The organism is Amycolatopsis sp. NPDC104863, from assembly GCF_055582965.1.
The window spans coordinates 330912-351876 of record NZ_JBVJOW010000004.1; the positions used below are offsets into that span (position 1 = coordinate 330912).

Consider the following 20965-nt stretch of genomic DNA (forward strand, 5'->3'; position numbering starts at 1 on the left):
GCCGGTGAGGTTGGACAGCGGAAAACCATGAACGTACTTCTGGTCGTGCTCGCCTTCTGGCTGCCTGGCCTCGTCTTCGGGGCGGCGATCAGGCTCCGCGGCTGGCTGCTCGCGGCGGCCGCGCCGCTCCTGACCTTCGGCGTCGTCAGCCTGGGTGTGCCGGTGCTCGGCGGCCTCGGCATCCGCTGGAACGCGCTCGACGTCGCACTGTGGACGCTCGTGCTGTCCGTCGCCGGCTTCGGGCTCGCGTTCCTGGTGCAGCGCTTCACCGCGCGGCGGCACCCGGACTGGGCCGAGAAGGACGCCGCCGCGGCCGCGCCCGCCCGGTCCCTGCGTGACCACCTGCTGATGGGCGCGGGCGTCTTCGCCGGCAGCCTGATCGCGGTCGTCACGTTCCTGCGCGGCGCGCGCGGCCTCAACCAGGTCCAGCAGGGCTGGGACGCGCCGTTCCACGCCAACCTGGTGCGCTGGATCGCCGAGCACGGTGACGCCCGGCCGTCGACGGTCGGCACGATCGCGAACCTGCCGGACCAGACGAACTACTTCTACCCGGACACCTACCACGCCCTGCTCGCGCTGGTCCTCGACAAGGCCGGCCTGGCGATGATGCCGACGCTGAACATGGCGGCGCTCACCGTCATCCTGTGCGTGCCGATCGGTGTCGCGGCGATGTGCCACGTGTGGCGGATGCCGCCGCTCGCGGTCGCCGCGGCCGCCGCGGTGTCGGCGTCGTTCACGAACTTCCCGTACGACTCGCTGTGGCGCGGCCCGCTGTGGCCCTACGTCGCCGGGGTCGCGCTGATCCCCGCCGCGCTCGCGCTGGCCCGCCTGCTGCTGGAGCCGAAGGGCGTCGCCGGCCCGGTGGCCATCGGCCTCGCCGTCGCGGGGCTGATCGGGCTGCACACGAGTGTCGCGTTCGTCGTCGTCGTGTACTTCCTGCTGATCCTGCTCGCCGTGGTGTTCCGGTTCGAGCGGATCGACTGGCGGCGCTCGGCGGCCTCGCTCGGCGCGACGATCGTGCTGGCCGTCCTCTGCGGACTGCCGCTCGCACTGCCTTCGCTGTACAACGCCGGGGGCGTGACGGGTGCTTTCTGGGCGTCGGAGGCGACCGTCTCCGGCGGTTTCGGCGAGACCATCACGTTCTCGCCGATGGCCGCGTTCCCGCAGTGGTGGATCGGCGTGCCCGCGTTCATCGGCATCTGCCTGCTGGTCAAGCACCGCCGGATGCTGTGGATGGTCGCCGCCTACGTCGTGTTCGGCGGGCTGTTCGCGGCCACCGTGTCGATGGAGTCGCCGCTCATCCACACCCTCACCGGCATCTTCTACAACGACCACTGGCGGATCGGCGCGCTGGTCCCGCTGGCCGGGGCGGTCGCGTTCGGCGAGTTCACCGACACCGCGGCCCGCTGGTTCGCGCGCAAGGCCGGCACGCGGCTGACGAACGTCCGGCCGGCGACGCTCACCACGATCGGCGTCGTGCTGCTCGTCGTCGTGATCGGCGGGCTCAGCCGCGGCGGGTACATCGGCCGCAACACCGCCCGCCTGCAGCTCAACTACAGCGGCGGCCCGACGGTCAGCAACGACGAGCGCGAGGCGTTCGGCTGGCTCGCCGCGCACACCGCGCCGGGCGAGCACGTCATGAACGACAAGGCCGACGGCTCGGTCTGGATGTACGCCCTCAACGGCGTCCAGCCGGTCGAATGGACCTTCTACGGCGCCGAGCGGGACACCCCGGCCGGCTACCTCAGCGTGTACCTCAACGACATCGACAAGTACCCGCGGGTGCGCGAGCTGCTCACCGACCTCAAGGTGCGGTACGTCTTCATCGGCAAGGGCAAGGTCACCACGACCACCCAGACCGGGGTCGGCCTCGAGCACCTCGAATCCGGTACCGGTTTCAAGCTCGTCTACCGCAATCCGGGCGCTTCGATCTACGAGATCGAGGGCCAGCAGGGCGTTGTCACCGCGGGTGCGGCGCCTGGGTCCGCGGCCGGTAACGGGCAGTGACCCCCGGTTTTTGGGGGTCCAGGGGGCTTGCCCCCTGGCCGGGGTCTGGGGCTTGGCCCCAGAGGAAAGGGCTAGAGTGATCGCGTGTCAGTGACGTCTGCGACCTCCGTGACCAGCCGCCGGGTGCTCATCGTGATGCCCGCGCTGAACGAGTCGGCGAGCGTCGCGTCGGTCATCGAGCAGGTGAAGCGCGCCCTGCCGGGTGGCGACCTGCTGGTCGTCGACGACGGCTCGGTCGACGACACCGCCAAGCTCGCCCGGGCGGCGGGCGCCGAGGTGGCCCGCCTCGCGGTGAACCTCGGTGTCGGCGGCGCGATGCGCACGGGCTTCCGCTACGCCGCCGCCCGCGGGTACGACGTCGTCGTGCAGGTGGACGCGGACGGCCAGCACGACCCCGACGAGCTGGACGCGCTGCTGCGCGGCCTGGACGACGCGGACATCGTGATCGGCTCCCGGTTCGCCGGCAAGGGCTCGTACAAGGCGAGCGGGCCGCGCAAGTACGCGATGGTCGCGCTGTCGCTGGTGTTCTCGCGGCTGGCGAAGACCAAGCTCACCGACGTCACGTCGGGGTTCAAGGCGATGGGTCCGCGGGCCATCCGGCTGTTCGCCGGCTACTACCCGGCGGAGTACCTCGGCGACACCGTCGAGTCGCTGGTCATGGCCATCCGGGCCAAGCTGACCATCAAGGAGATCCCGGTCGTCATGCGGGAACGCGTGGGCGGCACGCCCAGCCACTCGCCCGTGAAGTCGGCCGTCTACCTCAGCCGGGCCGGGCTCGCGCTGCTGCTGGCGCTGGTGCGCCGCCGGCCGGCCGTCGACTCGTCCGACTCCGCGTAAGGGGAAGCAAAATGCAGGGTTGGCGCGTCCTCAGCATCGTCGTCGCCTGTGTCGTGCTGTTCGTCGTCCTCGAGATGATGCGGCGCCGGAAGCTGCGCGAGAAGTACGCGGGTGTGTGGCTCGTCGTCGCGGTCGGCGTGGTCGTGCTCGCGGTGCTCCCGCAGGCCGCCGAGTTCCTGGCCAAGAACACCGGCGTGCAGACGCCGTCGAACTTCGTCTTCCTCCTCGCCGGTGTCGTGCTGGCGCTGGTGTCGCTGCACCTGTCCACCGAGGTCGGGCACCTGGAGGAAGAGGTGCGCACGTCGGTCGAGGAGATCGCGCTGCTGCGCTGCGAGCTCGAAGACGCCAAGCGCGAGCTCGAAGGCCGGATTGCCGAGCTGGAGACCAGGACGTCGGCCCCGGACGACGTCAAAGGGCTCCCGGAGGTCGAGCGCGTCGCCAAGTGACGCGCTGATCGGGGCGCTGCTCGCCGCGCCCGCCCGCCTCGGCGGGGTGCGCGTCCTGGCCATCGACGGCCCCTCGGGCGCCGGGAAGTCCACAGTGGCCGCCCAGGTCGTCGAGCGGCTGCGCACGCGCGGCTGCCGGACGGAACTGGTGAGCACGGACGCTTTCGCGACCTGGGACGACCCCGTGGCCTGGTGGCCGCAGCTGCTCGACGGTGTCCTGCGTCCGCTCGCGGCCGGCGAGGAAGGCGTTTACCGGCGCGTGGACTGGTCCACCGGCACTCCCCGCGCGGGTGAGCTCGTCCGGGTGACGGTGCCGGACGTCCTGGTGCTGGAGGGGGTTTCCTGCGGCCGGGCTTCGGCAAGACCCCTGCTTTCGCACCTGTGCTGGATCTCCGGCGGTTCGGCGGCCGAGCGGCTGGCGAAGGCCGTCACGAGGGACGGTGAGGCCGCACGGGACGAACTGGGCCGCTGGCAACGGTTCGAGCGCGGCTGGTTCGCCGTCGACCGCACTTCCGAGGCCGCGGGCACCCGACTTTCGTAGGGAACGGATCGCTCACGCTGCGTGCACGAGCCGTTCCGGACCGATCAAGAAGGCTCGCCGCGGAAACACGACTGGTCTAACGTGGGTACCGCCATCTGAGTTAGTGATCCGGCACCGGGTGCAGCCATCCCCGGCAAATGGTCACATTGTGTCGCGATTTACGGACACATTGCGGTCAAATCGACGCCCACGTAGCGCGATCGTAACCTCACGTGCTTAAGTGCGAGCCGAGTTCCCGCTAGTGTCGGCGAGCACACCGATCGTCCGTCGAGTTCCTGACCGACCGGACGGTGACTTTGATCCCGAACATCTCCCAAGGGGTGCCAGATGCAGCAATTGCGGCTGACCCGAACACGCCGCGTGGCCCTGATCGGGCTCGCCGGCGCGCTCGCGGTTTCGCTGTCCGCCTGTGCGGAATCCAAGCGTGAAGAGGGCGCCGGAGGTGGTTCCGGAGGCACGATGATCTTCGGCGCGGCCGGCAACCCGAAGATGTTCGACCCCGCGTTCAACGACGAGGGCGAGACCTTCCGGATCACGCGGCAGATCTACGACACGCTGATCCAGAACAAGCCGGGCACCGCCGACCTCGAGCCCTCCCTCGCCGAGAAGTGGGACCCGAGCAACGACGGCAAGACCTGGACGTTCACCCTGAAGTCCGGCGTGAAGTTCTCCGACGGCACTCCGATGGACGCCACGGCGGTCTGCTTCAACTTCGACCGCTGGTACAACATGAAGGGCGCCGCCGCCCAGAGCCAGATGATCTACTACGGCGACGTCTTCGAGGGCTTCGCCAAGAACGAAGGCGACGCGGGCGGCGAGCCGGTCTACAAGAGCTGCGAGGCGAAGGACCCGACGACCGCGGTCCTGAACCTCAACAAGGCCAAGGGCGCGTTCCCGTCGGCGTTCACGCTGCCGTCGTTCTCGATCCAGAGCCCGACCGCACTCAAGGCGCACAACGCGGACACGGTCACCCAGAGCGGCGACTCGTTCACCTACAGCGACTACGCGAACAAGTTCCCGACCGGCACCGGTCCGTTCAAGTTCGAGAGCTGGGACCAGGCCAAGGGTGAGATCACCCTGGTGCGCAACGACAGCAGCCCGTCGCCGGCGAAGCTCGACAAGCTGATCTTCAAGGTGATCCCGGACGAGAACGCCCGCAAGCAGGCGCTCAAGGCCGGCGACATCAACGGCTACGACTACCCGAGCCCGGCGGACTACGGCCTGCTGCGCAACGACGGCGAGCAGGTCCTCATCCGCCCGTCGTTCAACGTGCTGTACCTGGGCATCAACCAGGCCAACAACCCGAAGCTCAAGGACGTGCGCGTCCGGCAGGCGCTGGCCTACGGCGTCAACCGCGAGCAGTTCGTGAAGTCGAAGCTGGCCGAGGGTTCCGAGGTCGCGACCGAGTTCGTCCCCAAGGTCATCTCGGGCTACACCGACGACGTCACGAAGTACCCGTACGACGTGAACAAGGCCAAGCAGCTGCTGCAGGAGGCCGGGGCGACGAACCTGACGCTCAAGTTCTACTACCCGACCGAGGTCAGCCGCCCGTACATGCCGAACCCGGCGGACACGTTCACGGCGATCTCCGAGGACCTCAAGAAGATCGGCGTCAACGTCGAAGCCCACGCCGAGCCGTGGAACGGCGGGTACAAGGACGACGTGCAGAAGGCCGGCAAGCAGGACCTCCACCTGCTCGGCTGGACCGGTGACTACAACGACGCCGGCAACTTCGTCGGCACGTTCTTCGGTCGCAAGAAGGCGGAGTTCGGCTTCGACAACCCGGAGCTGTTCGCGGCCCTGGGTGCGGCGGACGCTTCGCCCGCCGGTGACGCCCACGCCAAGGCGTACCAGGAAGTCAACAAGCAGATCATGAACTACCTCCCGGCGATCCCGATCGCGTACCCGACGCCGGCCATCGTGGTCGGCCCGAAGGTCAAGGGTCTGGTGGCGAGCCCGCTCACCGACGAGCGTTTCAACACCGTGACCGTGAGCTGATCGACGGACTCAGCCAAAAGGCAGGGGGTGGGTGCTACCGCACCCACCCCCTGCGCCTGATTCCCGGGCTGGCAACAAAGGACTGCAAGTGCTCCGTTTCCTCGTGCGTCGGCTGCTACAAGCGATCCCGACGCTCCTCATCCTGTCCATCCTGGTCTTCGCCTGGCTCCGGTCCCTGCCCGGTGGCCCCGCCGCCGCCCTCCTCGGGGACAAAGCGACGCCGGAGAAGATCGCCGACCTGAACCACGTGCTGGGCCTCGACCAGCCGATCTTCATCCAGTACTTCGGGTTCCTCGGCCGCGCGCTCACCGGCAACTTCGGCAGCTCCCTGGTGTCGACCCAGCCCGTCATGAGCGAGATCGTCACCTTCCTGCCGGCGACCATCGAACTCGGTCTCTCCGCGATGATCATCGCGATCGTCGTCGGCATCCCGGCCGGCTACCTGTCCGCGCGGTACCGCGGCGGGCCGGTTGACAACGGTGTCATCGTGCTCAGCCTGATCGGCGTCGCGGTGCCGGTGTTCTTCCTCGGCTACATGATGCAGGACATCCTGGCCGCGCCGCTGGGGCTGCCGTCCCAGGGGCGGCAGTCGGCCGGGCTCGACGCCACCGCGATCACCAACTTCGCCATCCTCGACGGCATCATGACGAGCGAGTGGGACGCCGTCTGGGACGCGATCAAGCACCTGATCCTGCCGGCGTTCGCCCTCGCCACCATCCCGCTCGCGGTGATCACCCGGATCACCCGCGCGTCGGTGCTGGACGTCCTCAACGAAGACTTCATCCGCACGGCCAACTCCAAGGGCCTCACCCAGCAGGTCGTGCGCACCCGGCACGTCCTGCGCAACGGCCTGCTGCCGGTGGTCACGACCATCGGCCTGCAGACCGGCGCGCTGCTCGGCGGCGCGGTGCTGACCGAGCGGGTGTTCAACATCCGCGGCCTCGGGTTCCTGCTGGCCGAAGGCATCGAACGGCGTGACTACCCGCGGCTGCAGGCGCTCCTGCTGTTCGGGGCCGTGGTCTACGTCCTGGTGAACATGCTGGTCGACATCTCGTACGGGATCATCGACCCGAGGGTGCGTGTGCGATGAACACTTTGCTCAACAAGAAGAAGGAACCGATCGACAAGCTCGCCGCGGCGAGCGGCCGCAGCCTCGGCGGGGAAGCGCTCCGCCGCATGCTGCGCAGCCCGGTCGCGATCACCGGCGGGGCCATCACCGGCCTGTTCCTCATCGTCGCGATCTTCGCGCCCCTGCTGGAGCCGAAGGACCCGGACGTCCACTACCTCGGCGACCAGATCCGGCCGAACTTCATCCCGGGCGCGCAGTCCGGGTTCCCGCTCGGCGTGGACGACTTCGGCCGCGACTTCCTCTCGCGGCTGATCGCCGGCGCCCAGCAGACGCTGATCGTCGGTGTGCTCGCCACGCTCGTCGGGGTGCTGATCGGCGTGATCATCGGCGGTCTGGCGGGCGCGTTCGGCGGCTGGGTCGACACCGTCCTCATGCGACTGGTCGACGTCCTGCTCTCGTTCCCCTCGCTGCTGCTGGCCATTTCGATCGCGGCGCTGTTCGCGAAGCCGAGCCAGTGGACGGTCATCCTGGCCGTGTCGATGATCGGCGTGCCGATCTTCGCCCGGCTGCTGCGCGGTTCCATGCTGTCCCAGCGGGACGCCGACCACGTGCTGGCGGCGCGGTCGCTCGGCGTCAAGCGCGGGGCGATCGTGTTCCGGCACATGCTGCCGAACTCGCTCGGCCCGGTCATCGTGCAGGCGACGCTGACCCTGGCGACGTCGATCCTCGAGGCCGCGGCGCTGTCGTTCCTCGGTCTGGGCGACCCGGACCCGTCGCGGGCGGAGTGGGGACTGATGCTGGGCAAGGCCTCGCACCAGTTCCTCGACGTCCGCCCGGAGCTGGCGTACTACCCGGCGATCGCGATCATCATCGTGGCGCTCGGGTTCACGCTGCTCGGCGAGTCCCTCCGTGAAGCCCTCGACCCGAAGAACAGGCGGTGAAAACCCATGGCACTCCTTGAAGTCCGTGACCTGACGGTCGACTTCGTCCGCCGTGGCGAGCGGCCGTTCACCGCGGTGGACGGCGTCAGCTTCGACGTCGAACCGGGCCAGACGGTCGGCCTGGTCGGCGAGTCCGGCTGCGGCAAGTCCGTGACGTCGCTGGCGATCATGCGGCTGCTGGCCCGGCGCGGCAACAAGGTCAGCGGTTCGGTGCGCTTCGAAGGCACCGACCTGCTCAAGCTGTCCGACAAGGACATGCGCGACCGCCGCGGCCGCGACCTCGGCATGGTGTTCCAGGACCCGCTGTCCTCGCTGAACCCGGTCATCCCGATCGGGCTGCAGATCACCGAGGTGCTGGAGCGCCACCGCGGGATGTCGCGCAAGGCGGCGTCCGTCGAAGCGACGGAGCTGCTGGACAAGGTCGGCATCCCCGACCCGTCACGGCGGCTTTCCGAGTACCCGCACCAGCTTTCCGGCGGGATGCGGCAGCGTGCGCTGATCGCGATCGCGCTGGCGTGCCGGCCGCGGCTGCTCATCGCCGACGAGCCGACCACCGCGCTCGACGTCACCATCCAGGCGCAGATCCTGGCGCTGCTGCGGGAACTGGTGCAGGACACCGGCACCGCGCTGATCATGATCACGCACGACCTCGGCGTGGTCGCCGGGTTGTGCGACGAGGTCAACGTGCTCTACGGCGGCAAGATCGTCGAGCGGGCGCAGCGGCACCAGCTGTTCGGCGAGCCGCGGCACCCGTACACCCACGGCCTGCTGGCTTCGATCCCGCGGCTCGACGCGGGCCGCGGCGAGAAGCTGATCCCCATCCGCGGTTCGGTGTCCGACAACATCCCGTGGGAGGGCGGTTGCGCGTTCGCGCCCCGCTGCCCGAACGCGCTGCCGGTCTGCCGTGAGGTTTCGCCGCAGCTGGTGCCCGACCAGGGTGGGCTGCTGCGCTGTCACAACCCCGTGCGGCCCGCGGTCGCCGCGGGAGGAGGAACCCGATGACCCGTCCCGGTGGTGACGTGCTGCTCGAGGTCACCGACCTCAAGGTGCACTTCCCGATCAAGAGCGGCGTGGTGTTCGACCGGACGGTCGGGCACGTGTTCGCGGTCGACGGTGTCGACCTGGCCATCCGCCGCGGTGAGACGTACGGCCTGGTGGGCGAGTCCGGCTGTGGCAAGTCCACGCTCGGCCGGGCGATCCTGCGGCTCAACGAGCCGACGGCCGGTTCGGTGGTCTTCGACGGCACCGACGTCGCGCAGCTCAAGGGCGAGGAGCTGCGGAAGGCCCGGCGCCGGATGCAGATGATCTTCCAGGACCCGATGTCCAGCCTGGACCCGCGGCAGTCGGTCGAGTCGATCCTGGTCGAGGGCATGCACGCGCACGGCCTCGACAAGGACAAGGAAGCCACCCAGCGGCGGCTGCGGCAGCTGCTGCACGCGGTCGGCCTGCCGGAGTCGTCGCTGCGGAAGTACCCGCACGAGTTCTCGGGCGGGCAGCGCCAGCGCATCGGCATCGCGCGGGCGCTGGCGGTGGAGCCGGACCTGATCGTCGCGGACGAACCGGTGTCGGCGCTCGACGTGTCGGTGCAGGCCCAGGTGGTCAACCTGCTGGAGGACCTGCAGGACCAGCTCGGCCTGACGTACGTGGTGATCGCGCACGACCTCGCGGTGGTGCGCCACATCTCCGACCGCATCGGCGTGATGTACCTGGGCGCGCTGGTGGAGGAGACGGACGCGGACTCGCTCTACCGCGACCCGCTGCACCCGTACACCCGGGCGCTGCTGTCGGCGATCCCGGTGCCGGACCCGCAGGTCGAGGACACGCGCGAGCAGATCCTGCTCGCGGGCGACCTGCCGTCGCCGGCGAACCCGCCGTCGGGCTGCCGGTTTCACACGCGCTGCCCGTGGAAGCAGGCGAGCCTGTGCGACACGGACCGCCCCCAGCTACGTGAGATCGGCGGCGGTCACCGGGTGGCGTGCCACTACGCGGAGGACATCCGCGACGGGCGCATCCAGCCGCACGAGGTCAAGCCGGAGCTGATCGAGCTCACCGGGGCGCTCAACCCCGACCTGGGCCCGCCGGACATCGGCACCTCCGCCGAGATCCTGTGAACGGAAGCCTCTCCGGGCCGCTGCCCGGAGGGGCTTTTCCGTGGCATCCTTCGCGGGTGGTGGAGGTGCGGCCGGGCGTGGCAAGGACGCCACATCGCCGCCGCCCCCGACGACGGTCAGGTTCCCGATCGAGTACTCGATCGGCCTTTCGAAGCCGCCGAACCAGGCTGCGCGCGCCGCCGTGGTTTCGCGGATCCGGTGCTCGGTCGTGCCATCCTCCTGAGGGTCGGTGCTCGCGGTGACAACGGAGGGCGTTCGTGAAATACGTGGTCCTGATCTACGGCAACCCCGAGTCCCGCGCGGCGTGGGCCGGCATGACCGACGAGCAGCGGGCCGCCGGGCTTGCCTACTACCAGCAGCTCAACGACGACCTCGATGCCTCCGGGGAGCGGATCGTCTCCGAGCGGCTCGCCTTCCCCGAGCTCACCAAGCGCGTCGGCGCGCCGATGGCCACTGACGGGCCCTTCGCCGAGGTCAAGGAGTTCCTCGCCGGGTTCTACCTGCTCGACTGCGAAAGCGAGGAACGCGCGCTCGAGATCGCCGGGCGGGTTCCGGAAGCGGCGTTCGGGGTGGTGGAGGTGCGGCCGGTGATGGGCCTGCACGGGACGGACCTGTGAACGGTCTCCTCCGCGAGCTCGCACCCCAGGTCCTCGCCGCGCTGGTCCGGCGCTACGGCGGCTTCGACGCCTGCGAAGACGCCGTCCAGGAAGCGCTGCTGGCCGCGTCGCAGCAGTGGCCGTCCGATGGCTTGCCCGACAACCCCAAGGCCTGGCTGATCACCGCCGCGTCGCGGCGGCGGATCGAGCAGTGGCGCAGTGAGACCGCGCGGCAACGGCGTGAGCAGGCCGTCGTGCTGGCCGAGCCGCCGGATCCCGAGCCGGTCGCCGCCGTCGATGACACGCTGACCCTGCTGCTGCTCTGCTGTCATCCGTCGCTGTCCCGGCCGTCGCAGGTCGCGCTGACCCTGCGGGCGGTCGGTGGCCTGACCACCGCGGAGATCGCCCGCGCGTTCCTGGTCCCGGAGGCCACGATCGGCCAGCGGATCAGCCGTGCGAAACGCTCGTTGCGCGGAGAACGCTTTTCGTCGGACGAGCAGCCCGAGCGGCTGGCTTCGGTGCTCCAGGTGTTGTACCTGATCTTCACGGAAGGCCACACGGCCAGCTCTGGCTCGGCGTTGAACCGCGTCGAGCTGACCACCGAGGCGATCCGCCTGGTCCGGCAGCTGCGGTCGGAGCTTCCGTCCGGCGAAGTCACCGGGCTGCTCGCGTTGATGCTGCTGACGGAGGCCCGCCGGCCGGCCCGCCTTTCCCCGGCCGGCGCCTTGGTGCCGTTGGCCGAGCAGGACCGGTCGCTGTGGACAACGGACCTCATCGACGAGGGCGTCTCGCTGATCACGGGGGCGCTGGCTTCGGCGCCGGTGGGGCCGTACCAGCTGCAGGCGGCCATCGCCGCGGTGCACGACGAGGCCGCGTCCGCCGGCGAGACGGACTGGCCGCAGATCCTCACGCTGTACGACCTGCTGCGCGTGGTCGCTCCCGGCCCGATGGTGACGCTCAACCGGGTGGTGGCTTTTGCCCAGGTCAACGGACCGGCGGCGGGCCTGGCCGAACTGGCCCGAGCCGTCGAAGACCCGGCGTTGCAGCCGCACTATCGGGTGGATGTGGTGCGGGGGCACCTCCTCGAAAGATCAGGGGACACCGCCGGCGCGCGGGACGCCTATGGCGCCGCCGCGCAGCGGACTTTGAGCCTGCCGGAGCAGGCGTACCTCCAGTCCCGCGCGGCCCGGCTCTGACCGGGTTGTCCACATGGGGGTCACTCCTGTGGACAACTCCGCCCCTGGGCAAACCGCCGACACCTGCGGGAGGATCAATCCCATGCAGGTCACCGTGCTGGGCGCGACGGGCCGGACCGGGTTCCACGTGGTCCGCTTGCTCGCCGCGAGAGGCCACACCGTCCGCGCCGGCCTTCGCGGCCGGAAGCGGGCCGAGGTGCTGCGAGACGTCAAGGCGCAGCCGGTCGTCGCCGACGTGACGGCCGATCCCGAAGACCTCGTCGAAGCCTTCAAGAACTCCGACGTCGTCATCAACACCATCGGCGCGCCCGATCCGGAGCCCGCGTCGGTCAACCTCGTCGACCGGGACGGGGCCATCACCGCCATCCGGGCCGCCGAGAAGGCCGGGGTCGCCCGGTACATCCAGCTGTCCGCCCAGTTCGCCGACTCGCCCGACCAGGGTGACCGGCTCGTGCGGTCGATCCTGCTGGCCAAGCAGATCTCCGACAGCGCCCTCCAGCGGTCCGCGCTGACCTGGACGATCGTGCGGCCCGGCACGCTCACCGACGGCCCCGCCACCGGGCGGGTCAAGGCCGCCGGCCACCTCGAGCCGGGGCGGATCGCCCGCTCGGACGTCGCCGCCGTGCTGGTCGGGGTGCTCGCCGAGCCGCTCACCGAAAACCGCGGGTTCGACGTCGTTTCCGGGGATTTCCCGGTTGCGCCGGCCCTGGCCGCGCTCGACTGACGCTACTTAAGTCGTAGACACCGCAATACCTGAGTAGGCCGCCCCGGTGCGGCCGCCCCCGGTACCCTGCGGAAAGCAGATTCTCCAAGTAGGGGGTACGGGCAGTGCACATCGACCAATGGCTGGAGGCGATCCCGCCGCTCTCGGTGTACCTGATCGTCGGCGCGGTGATCATGATCGAGAGCCTCGGCATCCCGCTCCCGGGGGAGATCGTGCTGGTCAGCGCGGCTCTGCTGGCGTCGCAGCACAGCAACCTGAGCCCGTTGTGGATCGGGATCCTGGCCAGCGCCGGCGCCATCATCGGCGACAGCATCGGCTACCTGATCGGGAAAACCGGTGGCCAGCGGCTCTTCGCCTGGGCGGGCCGGAAATTCCCGAAGCATTTCGGCCCGACGCACATCGCCAACGCCGAACGCATCTTCAACAAACGCGGCATGTGGGCCGTGTTCCTCGGCCGTTTCATCGCGTTCCTGCGCATCCTGGCCGGGCCGCTCGCCGGGTCGCTGCGCATGCACTACCCGAAGTTCCTGGTGGCCAACGCGCTCGGCGGCATCGTCTGGGCGGGCGGCACCACCGCGCTCGTCTTCTACCTCGGTGTGGTCGCGGAGAAGTGGCTCGGCAACTTCTCCAAGTACGGCCTGGTCGCCGCCATCGTGATCGGCGTGGTCGTCTTCTTCGTCATGAAGAAGCGGCTCGGCAAGAAGCACGAAAGCGAAGAAGAGGCCTCGAAGCAGGAAGAGACCGCGGCCTAGACCGGCACTTCCTCGGGCAGCAGCTCCGGGTCGGGCTTGCGCGAGCGCCGGATCGACCCGAGCAGCACCCCGGCGATCACGACGGCGGCGGCGCCGATCTCCAGGCCGGTCGGCCGCTCGCCGAGCAGCAGGAACGACGCCGTCAGCCCGACCACCGGCACGAGCAGCGAGAACGGCGAGACGACACCGGCCGGGTTGCGCCGCATCAGCGTGGTCCACAGGCCCGAGCCGACCACGGTGCCGATCAGCACGACGTACGCGAGCCCGCCGAGCGCGGTCAGCCCGGTCGGCGTGCCCAGCGTCGTCAGCGACCGCCACTGCGCGGCCGGGCCTTCCATGACCAGCGAAAGCGCGAACATCGGCAGCGGCGGCACGACCGACATCCACAGCGTGAAGTGCAGGGGGTTGTCCGGCTCGGCCTTGCGGGTGCTGAGGTTGCCGAACGCCCAGCTCAGCGCCGCCAGCAGCGTCAGGATCATCGGCAGCAGGGCGGCGTGCCCGGACTGCTGCCACGCGATCGCGGCCATCCCGGCGACGGCCAGCACGATGCCGGCCAGCTGGTGCGGCGTGACGCGTTCGCGCAGGAAGACGGCGCCGAGCAGCACCGTGAACGGCGCCGAGGCCTGCAGCACCAGCGACGCGAGCCCGGTCGGCATCCCGGTGTCCATCGCGATGAACAGGAACGCGAACTGCCCGGTGCCGAAGCCCAGGCCGTAGCCGAGCAGGTGCCGCACCTTCACCTTCGGCCACGGCACGAACAGGATCGTCGGCACGGCGATCACGGCGAACCGCAGCGCGCCCGCGAACACCGGCGGGAACTGGCCGAGCGTGGCGTGGATGGCCAGGAAGTTCAGGCCCCAGAGGACGGCGACGAGCACGGCGAGCAGGCGGTCACGGGTGGGCATGCCTCCACTGTGACAACGGCGATCGTGAAGGACCAGCGAGAATATCTGCAGGGACTCTGTAGCCGTGCTTCACATATGCTGGGGTCGTGGATCTGGGTCGCCTGCGTACGCTGCGGGAGTTCGCCGACCGCGGCAGCGTGACGGCGGCCGCGCGGGCGCTGCACTGCACGCCGTCCGCCGTCTCGCAGCAGCTGCGCGCGTTGCAGGGCGAGGTCGGGCTGCCGCTCACCGAACCGGCCGGGCGCGGGCTGCGGCTGACCGACGCCGGGCGTGCGCTGGTTGCCCGCGCCGACGAGGTGCTGGCCGCGCTCGAACGGGCCGAGTCCGAACTGGACACCTACCGCAGCGCGCCGCGCGGCCGGGTGCGGCTCGCGATCTTCCAGTCGGCCGGGCTGATGCTGCTGCCGGGCCTGCTGACCCGCATCGCCGGGTACGACGGCCTCGACGTCGACGTCCGGGACGTCGACATGACACCGCCGGAGGTGCCGGGCCTGGTCGCGGACTACGACGTCGTCGTGGCGCACCGCGACGAGCACGCGCCGGAGTTCGACTCCGGCCGCCTCGACGTCGTGCCGCTGCTGCGGGAGCCGCTGGACGTCGCGCTGCCCGCGGGGCACCGGCTGGCGAGCCGCCGCCGGGTCGACCTCGCGGAGCTGGCGGACGAACGCTGGATCGGCGTCGACCACGGCTTTCCGGTGGACGACGTGCTGCGCTCGCTGACCGTCCGGACCGGCGTGCGGCCGGTCGTCGTCCAGCGGATCAACGACTTCCGGATCACCGAGCGGCTGGTCGCCGCCGGGCACGGGATCGCGCTGGTGCCGCGCTACACGATCGACACGCGCCGGGGCAGCGGCCTGGTGAGCCGCCCGCTGGCCGGGATCCGCGCGGCCCGGCTGGTGGAAGCGGTCTGCCGCACGGGTGCGCTGCAGCGGCCGGCCGTCGCGAAGGTGATCGACGAACTGCGTGCGGAGATCGCCCAGCTCACCAAGATGTCGTGAGTGGTAATTAGGGTTCTAACCCGAATTACCACTCACGACATCGTCCGGAAGCCGCGCAGGTGGGTCAGCGCGATCTGCAGGGCGTCCTCCAGCGCCGTGAGGTCGTGCCGGATGTGGGCCAGCAGCAGTCCACCTTGGACGGACGTCATCGCCGCCTGCGCGAGCCGTGCCGGGTCGGCGTCGGGTGCCAGCTCGCCCTGCTCCTGCAGCTTGACCAGCCCCCGCACCAGGTGGGACTCCCACTTCCGGTAGGCCTGGTCGACCAGCGGCGCGAGCTTCGGGTTGTCGCCGACCTCGCCGGCGAGGTTGCCCAGCGGGCACGCGACCGGGCTGCCCGCGCGGCGGTGGATGTCGAGGAGCTGCTCGGTCCACGTCTCGAGGTCCGCCCAGGAGGCCAGCTCGAAGATCGCCGGCTGGTTGCCGAGGATCTCCTCGAGGTAGCGGTCGATCACGGCCGCGACCAGCTCGTCCTTGTTCTTGAAGTAGTGGTACATCTGCGATTTCCCGGCCCCGCTCGTGGCGAGCACCTTGTCGACGCTCGTGCCCGCGACGCCGTCGACGTACATCAGCTTCGCCGCCGCGTCGACGATCGTTTCGCGGGTCCGCTTGCCGCGTGGGGTCGTGGCCGCCGCTTGCGTCTCCATGTACCGAATAGTACAGTCTGTTTCACTGTACCAATCAGTACAACGAGCTAGGGGATCCATGACGCTCAACAACGCCCTGACCGGAGTAAACGACCACCTCCGCGGCGCGCTGCCGCCCGAGATCTTCGAGGTCATCGAGGCGGACCGGCGCCGGGCCGGCGGGAAGTTCGCCGAGGCAGGCGACAAGATCGAGGAGTTCACGCTGCCGGGCGCCGACGGTGCGGACGTGAGCCTGGGCGACCTCGTCGCGGACGGGCCGGCGGTGCTCGTGTTCTACCGCGGCCAGTGGTGCCCGTACTGCAACCTGACCCTGCGCACCTACCAGGAGGAACTGCTGCCCGAGCTGGCGAAGTCCGGCGCGAGCCTGGTCGCGGTCAGCCCGCAGAAGCCGGACGGCCCGCTCCCGGACCTGACGTTCCCGGTGCTGTCGGACGCCGGCAGCACCGTCGCCCGCGGACTCGGGCTGAGCTATCCCGTCTCCGCCCCGGTGCGGGATGCGATGGTGACCCTCGGCACGGATCTCGAGCAGGTCAACGGCACGTGGGAGCTGGTCCACCCGGCGGTCGTCGTGGTCGACCGCGACCGCGTGCTGCGCTTTGTCGACGTCCACCCGGACTTCGTCACGCGGACCGAGCCCGCGGACATCCTCAAAGCGCTCTAGCGCCGCGCTTCACGCCGAAGGTGATCGCCGAACCCAGGACCAGGGCGATGCCGAGGGAGAGCAGCATGCTGATCCCGGGTTCGGTGATGATCTGGCCGCCCGCGTAGCCGAGGAAGGCCACGTAGGACGTCCAGAGCGTGACGCCGACGGCCGAAGCGGTGAAGAACTCCGCCATTGGCCAGCGGAGCGAACCGGCGAGGAGGGCGCCGATCGTCCCGCCCGACGGCAGCCAGCGGGCGGCGACCAGCACCGGCCGGGGGTGGCGCTGCAGCCGCCCGTCGAGCCAGCCGATGCCGGCGGCGATCTTCCGCCGCCGGCTCAGCCGGTCCAGCGCCGCCCGGCCGCCGAACCGGCCGAGGGCGTAGAGCGTCTGGTCGGAAACCAGGCACCCGGCACTCGACACGGCGATCACCAGCGCGAGCGACGCCCCGCCCTGTGCCGCCGCGACACCCATCCCGAGGAGCGTCACCTCGGTGGGCAGCAGGGGCACCAGCGAGACGACGAACAGCACCAGGAGTCCCGCCGTAGTCGCGTCCACACCTCCATTAACCGCCTGCCGGGGCCGCGATGCTCCCGATCACCGGGGACTCACAGGAACCCGACAGGCGGCCCACAGGTTCAGCGATGGGCGCGGTTCACGGCCGAGACGACGGCGCGCAGCGACGCCGTGACGATCGACGGGTCGATGCCGATGCCCCAGAACACGCGGTCCGAGATCGCGCACTCGATGTACGACGCGGCGCGCGCGTCGTCACCCGGCGAGAGCGTGTGCTCGGAGTAGTCCAGCAGGCGCAGGTCGAAGCCGACGGTCGACAGCGCGTCGAAGAACGCCGCGATCGGGCCGTTGCCGCGGCCGGTGACCTCGTGCTCGTCACCCTCCACGCGGACGGTCGCGGAGATGTCGTACTCGCCGTCACCGTTGTCGCGGACGTGCTGGCGGACCAGCTCCAGCGGCGTCTTCAGCTCCAGGTACTCGGCCGAGAAAGCGTTGTACATCGTGGCCGGGTCGACCTCGCCGCCCTCGGTGTCGGTGTAGCGCTGGATGACCTTCGAGAACTCGATCTGCAGGCGCCGCGGCAGGTCGAGCTGGTGCTCGGCCTTCATGATGTAGGCGACGCCGCCCTTGCCGGACTGCGAGTTCACCCGGATCACGGCCTCGTACGTGCGGCCGACGTCCTTCGGGTCGATCGGCAGGTACGGGACCTGCCACGGGTACTCGTCCAGCGGCACGCCCTGCTTGTCGGCGGCGTCCTTCAGCGCGTCCAGGCCCTTGTTGATCGCGTCCTGGTGGCTGCCGGAGAAGGCCGTGAACACCAGGTCGCCACCCCACGGCGAGCGCTCGCCGACCGGCAGCTGGTTGCAGTACTCGACGGTCCGCTTGATCTCGTCCATGTCGGAGAAGTCGATCTGCGGGTCGATGCCCTGGCTGTAGAGGTTCATGCCCAGCGCGACCAGGTCGACGTTGCCGGTGCGCTCGCCGTTGCCGAACAGGCAGCCTTCGATCCGGTCCGCGCCGGCCTGGTAGCCCAGCTCGGCGGCGGCGATGCCGGTGCCGCGGTCGTTGTGCGGGTGCAGCGACAGGATCACGGAGTCGCGGCGTTCCAGGTTCCGGGACATCCACTCGATCGAGTCGGCGTAGACGTTCGGCGTGGCCATCTCGACGGTCGCCGGCAGGTTCAGGATCACCGGCTTCTCCGGCGTCGGCTGCCAGATTTCGGTGACGGCGTTGCAGACCTCGAGCGCGTACGACAGCTCGGTGCCGGTGTAGGACTCCGGCGAGTACTGGAAGCGGAAGTCGGTGTCCGGCTGCTTCGCGGCCAGCTCGACGACCATTTCCGCGGCCTGCGTCGCGATCTTCTTGATGCCTTCGCGCTCCTCGCGGAAGACGACGCGGCGCTGCAGGATCGACGTCGAGTTGTAGATGTGGACGATCGCGCGCGGCGCGCCTTCGAGCGACTGGAAGGTGCGCTCGATCAGCTCCGGACGGCACTGGGTCAGCACCTGGATGCTGACGTCGTCGGGGATGGCGCCCTCGTCGATGATCTCGCGGACGAAGTCGAAGTCGGTCTGGCTCGCGGCCGGGAAGCCGACCTCGATCTCCTTGTACCCCATGCGTACCAGCAGGTCGAAGAACTTGCGTTTGCGCGCGGGCGACATCGGGTCGATCAGCGCCTGGTTGCCGTCCCGCAGGTCGACGGCGCACCACAGCGGCGCGCGCTCGATGCGCTTGGCGGGCCAGGTGCGATCGGGCAGGTCGATGTTCTCGACGAGGTCGTACCAGGGGCGGTAGCGGTGCACCGGCATGGACGTGCCCAGCTGGGTGTTCCAAGCGGGCTGGTCAGCGGGGGCGGGACGCGAAGGCTTGCGGATCTTGCTCATGCGAATTCGGGGTTCTCCAGCTAGACGGGTGCGACCGGCACCACGAAGCCCCGCGACGGGGAGCCGGTCCGGTCAGGCCCCGTCGCGGCAGCGAAGCAGGAGAGCACGCGCCACGCCCCCACCATAACCACGGAACACGGCACGGGGAAAGCCGGGCGGTCCCCAGCTGGGGTTACCTGTGGGTAGCAATTGGCCGGTGGCCGTGCGAAACTGCGGGCATGGGTGAGCACGCGGAGTCATCGTCGTCTTCGGCACCGGAGGAGACCAAGGTTTCCCGCCGGGCCCCGGTCGACTGGCGCGCGACGGGCGGCCGGATCGCCTCGATCGTGGCGTCGATCGTCCGCTGGGTGGGCCTGGTCTTCGCGGCGCTGCTGGTGATCCACGTGATCTTCACGGTCGGCTCGGCCAACCCGGACAACGGCATCGTCTCGTTCGTGAAGTCCTGGGCGGACAGCCTGGCGCTGGGGTTCAGCGACCTGTTCACCCCGAGTGACGCGAAGCTCCGCGTCCTGGTGAACTACGGCATCGCGGCGATCTTCTGGCTCGTGGTGTCGGGGATCCTGGCGAAGATCATCCGCCGGGTGGGCGGAGCTTCCTGATTTCGCGGTGATCACGATCGGCGCACCCTCGTAACGCACTGTCGCCGCCAGGCGACATCAGCACGCCGGAAGGGGTGCTGACCATGTCCGTTTCACAGCCTGCCGCGACGTCGCCGAGTGCGGTCGCCCGTCTCGGGAGCCGCTGGTACTTCGTCGTCACGATCGCCACGGTGGGGCTTTTTGCCTGGGTGCCGTTCGTGCACGCCGCGCTGCGGCTCGGCCGGAAGTCGCTCTACGCGCGCGCCGCGGTCTTCGGGGCGGCTGCCGCGGTCATGGGTGTGCTGATGTCCCTCTCGCCGAAGGACGCCACAGGCAAGGTGGTCGGGACGACCGGGAACCTGCTCACCTCGGCCGCCGTGATCCTGGGGCTCGTCGTCGTCGCGGTCGGCTGCGTTCAGCAGGCCAAGCTGCGCCGGGAGATCTTGCGTCAGGTGCCCGGTGAGCGGCTCGACGGCCCGGACCCCGCGCTGGCCGCGGCTTTGGCCGCGCGCGAACGGCGCTCCGAAGCGCGCAAGCTCGTCGCCGAGGACCCGCTCATCGCGCGCGACCTGCACGTCGGGCGTCCGGATCTCGCGCGGAACTACGACGACGGCGGTCTTGTCGACCTCAACAACGCGCCGGCCACCGTGATTGCCTCGGTTTGCGGGCTCGATGCCGCCACCGCCGAAGCCATCGTCGACATCAGGACGACTGTCGGCGGGTTCGCCGCCGTCGACGACGTCACCACTGTGGTGCCTTTTGCGGCACTGGAGCGCGTCCGCGACCGGGCTGTCGTCCTGCCGAGCTAGAGAGCCGACGTGCCCCACTGGTCGCTGAAGGCGAACTCCGTCAGCGGCACCCGCACCCGCTCCGCCTTCTCCCGCTCGATCCGCCACTCCTCCTCGAGCACATCCGGATGCCCCGGCGACCCCACCGCGATCGCGACCCGAGGCACCACATCCTCGGGCAGCGAGAACGCCGCCCGCACCGAGCCCGCCGAAAAGCCCGCCATCTGGTGCGCCACCAACCCCAGCTCCACCGCCTGCAGCACGAGGTTCTCCGAAGCCAGCCCCAGCCCGTACTCCGCGTACGGAACCGCCCCCTTCTCGTTCGTCGTCACCATCGCGCCGATCAGCAGCAGGCCCGCGCGGTGGGCCCACGCCCGGTTGCCCGAGTTCAACGTCGCCAGGATCGCGTCGAACGACGGTGTGCCGCGCACGCCCACCAGGTAGCGGGCCGGCTGGGTGTTGCCGAACGACGGGGCCCAGCGGGCCGCCTCCAGGAGCGACCGCACCTGGTCCGGGCTGACCGACGAAGATGCGTCCAGGGCCCGGGGGCTCCACCGTTCGGCCATGATCGAAGCGATCGGGATGCTCGTCACAGCTGGTTTCCGCATGATCTTCACCGTACCCACCTAGTGCGCTGCATCACTCGGAAGGAAGGACTCCGCGCATTTCGTTGGTGTTACGGAAGATTTACTTCCGAGCGGCCCGGGGAACGGGTCCGCCCCACGTCAAGAGGGTGGCGGGCCGCTGGAGCCCCGGTAGGCTCCTTCTCAACTATGGGACGCGGGGGCTCTCCG

Annotated in this window: 22 protein-coding genes; 17 read left to right on the forward strand and 5 right to left on the reverse strand. The window is 69.8% G+C overall.

Annotated elements, in window-relative coordinates; all coding sequences use genetic code 11:
• Positions 1–27 precede the first annotated feature (27 nt).
• The 13 genes from ACZ63J_RS23105 (at position 28) to ACZ63J_RS23165 (ending at position 13218) form a co-directional block, all read left to right on the forward strand.
• Complete coding sequence (locus tag ACZ63J_RS23105; RefSeq protein ID WP_465403045.1) at positions 28–2007, forward strand: DUF6541 family protein; 1980 nt, start codon at positions 28–30, stop codon at positions 2005–2007.
• Between the two features lie 135 nt (positions 2008–2142).
• The gene (locus tag ACZ63J_RS23110) at positions 2143–2844 is read left to right on the forward strand and encodes a glycosyltransferase family 2 protein (protein WP_465403116.1); all 702 of its coding nucleotides are present in this window, start codon (positions 2143–2145) and stop codon (positions 2842–2844) included.
• Between the two features lie 11 nt (positions 2845–2855).
• A complete protein-coding gene (locus ACZ63J_RS23115) occupies positions 2856–3290 on the forward strand; it encodes a DUF2304 domain-containing protein (protein WP_465333939.1) in 435 nt (144 codons plus the stop codon).
• A 46-nt stretch (positions 3291–3336) separates the two neighbouring features.
• Positions 3337–3831, forward strand: a complete 495-nt coding sequence (locus ACZ63J_RS23120; RefSeq protein ID WP_465403047.1) for a uridine kinase family protein — start codon at positions 3337–3339, stop codon at positions 3829–3831.
• Positions 3832–4158: 327 nt separating this feature from the next.
• Positions 4159–5829: an ABC transporter substrate-binding protein gene (locus ACZ63J_RS23125; RefSeq protein WP_465403049.1), complete on the forward strand. Its 1671-nt coding sequence runs from the start codon at positions 4159–4161 to the stop codon at positions 5827–5829.
• A gap of 88 nt (positions 5830–5917) precedes the next feature.
• Positions 5918–6919: an ABC transporter permease gene (locus tag ACZ63J_RS23130; RefSeq protein WP_465313109.1), complete on the forward strand. Its 1002-nt coding sequence runs from the start codon at positions 5918–5920 to the stop codon at positions 6917–6919.
• Positions 6916–7839, forward strand: coding sequence for an ABC transporter permease (locus ACZ63J_RS23135; RefSeq protein WP_465403051.1), 924 nt, complete (start codon positions 6916–6918; stop codon positions 7837–7839). The genes ACZ63J_RS23130 and ACZ63J_RS23135 overlap by 4 nt, the downstream gene beginning before the upstream one ends.
• Positions 7840–7845: 6 nt before the next feature.
• The gene (locus ACZ63J_RS23140; protein WP_465403053.1) at positions 7846–8841 is read left to right on the forward strand and encodes an ABC transporter ATP-binding protein; all 996 of its coding nucleotides are present in this window, start codon (positions 7846–7848) and stop codon (positions 8839–8841) included.
• Positions 8838–9950, forward strand: a complete 1113-nt coding sequence (locus tag ACZ63J_RS23145) for an ABC transporter ATP-binding protein (RefSeq protein WP_465403054.1) — start codon at positions 8838–8840, stop codon at positions 9948–9950. The genes ACZ63J_RS23140 and ACZ63J_RS23145 overlap by 4 nt, the downstream gene beginning before the upstream one ends.
• Before the next feature lie 257 nt (positions 9951–10207).
• Positions 10208–10567, forward strand: coding sequence for a YciI family protein (locus ACZ63J_RS23150; protein WP_465403056.1), 360 nt, complete (start codon positions 10208–10210; stop codon positions 10565–10567).
• Entirely contained in the window at positions 10564–11742 is a 1179-nt protein-coding gene (locus tag ACZ63J_RS23155; protein ID WP_465403058.1) for an RNA polymerase sigma factor, read from the forward strand. Before ACZ63J_RS23150 ends, ACZ63J_RS23155 begins: the two co-directional genes overlap by 4 nt.
• Positions 11743–11824: 82 nt before the next feature.
• Positions 11825–12466 (forward strand): SDR family oxidoreductase, encoded by a 642-nt coding sequence (locus tag ACZ63J_RS23160; protein WP_465333951.1) that lies wholly within the window; start codon positions 11825–11827, stop codon positions 12464–12466.
• Positions 12467–12570: 104 nt separating this feature from the next.
• Positions 12571–13218: a DedA family protein gene (locus ACZ63J_RS23165; protein ID WP_465313116.1), complete on the forward strand. Its 648-nt coding sequence runs from the start codon at positions 12571–12573 to the stop codon at positions 13216–13218.
• On the opposite strand, the gene ACZ63J_RS23170 is transcribed toward ACZ63J_RS23165, so the two are convergent.
• Positions 13215–14123 carry an EamA family transporter gene (locus tag ACZ63J_RS23170; protein WP_465403060.1) on the reverse strand — a complete coding sequence of 303 codons (909 nt, stop codon included), beginning with the start codon at positions 14121–14123 and terminating at the stop codon, positions 13215–13217. The genes ACZ63J_RS23165 and ACZ63J_RS23170 overlap by 4 nt on opposite strands.
• An 86-nt stretch (positions 14124–14209) precedes the next feature.
• Between ACZ63J_RS23170 and ACZ63J_RS23175 the strand changes: the two genes are divergently transcribed.
• Positions 14210–15121, forward strand: coding sequence for a LysR family transcriptional regulator (locus tag ACZ63J_RS23175; protein ID WP_465403061.1), 912 nt, complete (start codon positions 14210–14212; stop codon positions 15119–15121).
• 32 nt (positions 15122–15153) lie between these two features.
• Here ACZ63J_RS23175 and ACZ63J_RS23180 read toward each other — a convergent pair whose 3' ends face one another.
• Entirely contained in the window at positions 15154–15765 is a 612-nt protein-coding gene (locus ACZ63J_RS23180; RefSeq protein WP_465403062.1) for a TetR/AcrR family transcriptional regulator, read from the reverse strand.
• 58 nt (positions 15766–15823) lie between these two features.
• Between ACZ63J_RS23180 and ACZ63J_RS23185 the strand changes: the two genes are divergently transcribed.
• Positions 15824–16426 carry a peroxiredoxin-like family protein gene (locus ACZ63J_RS23185; protein WP_465403064.1) on the forward strand — a complete coding sequence of 201 codons (603 nt, stop codon included), beginning with the start codon at positions 15824–15826 and terminating at the stop codon, positions 16424–16426.
• Here ACZ63J_RS23185 and ACZ63J_RS23190 read toward each other — a convergent pair.
• Together ACZ63J_RS23190 and leuA are read right to left on the reverse strand one after the other, a co-directional pair.
• Positions 16413–16964 (reverse strand): DedA family protein, encoded by a 552-nt coding sequence (locus ACZ63J_RS23190; RefSeq protein WP_465403066.1) that lies wholly within the window; start codon positions 16962–16964, stop codon positions 16413–16415. The genes ACZ63J_RS23185 and ACZ63J_RS23190 overlap by 14 nt on opposite strands.
• A gap of 80 nt (positions 16965–17044) precedes the next feature.
• On the reverse strand, positions 17045–18805 hold the full coding sequence (gene leuA, locus ACZ63J_RS23195; protein ID WP_465403068.1) for a 2-isopropylmalate synthase: 1761 nt from the start codon (positions 18803–18805) through the stop codon (positions 17045–17047).
• A 218-nt stretch (positions 18806–19023) separates the two neighbouring features.
• On the opposite strand from leuA, the gene ACZ63J_RS23200 reads away from it, so the two are divergent.
• Together ACZ63J_RS23200 and ACZ63J_RS23205 are read left to right on the forward strand one after the other, a co-directional pair.
• Positions 19024–19404 carry a hypothetical protein gene (locus ACZ63J_RS23200; protein WP_465403070.1) on the forward strand — a complete coding sequence of 127 codons (381 nt, stop codon included), beginning with the start codon at positions 19024–19026 and terminating at the stop codon, positions 19402–19404.
• Positions 19405–19487: 83 nt separating this feature from the next.
• Complete coding sequence (locus tag ACZ63J_RS23205; RefSeq protein WP_465403072.1) at positions 19488–20192, forward strand: ComEA family DNA-binding protein; 705 nt, start codon at positions 19488–19490, stop codon at positions 20190–20192.
• Here ACZ63J_RS23205 and ACZ63J_RS23210 read toward each other — a convergent pair.
• A complete protein-coding gene (locus ACZ63J_RS23210; protein ID WP_465403074.1) occupies positions 20189–20779 on the reverse strand; it encodes a nitroreductase family protein in 591 nt (196 codons plus the stop codon). The genes ACZ63J_RS23205 and ACZ63J_RS23210 overlap by 4 nt on opposite strands.
• Positions 20780–20965 lie beyond the last annotated feature (186 nt).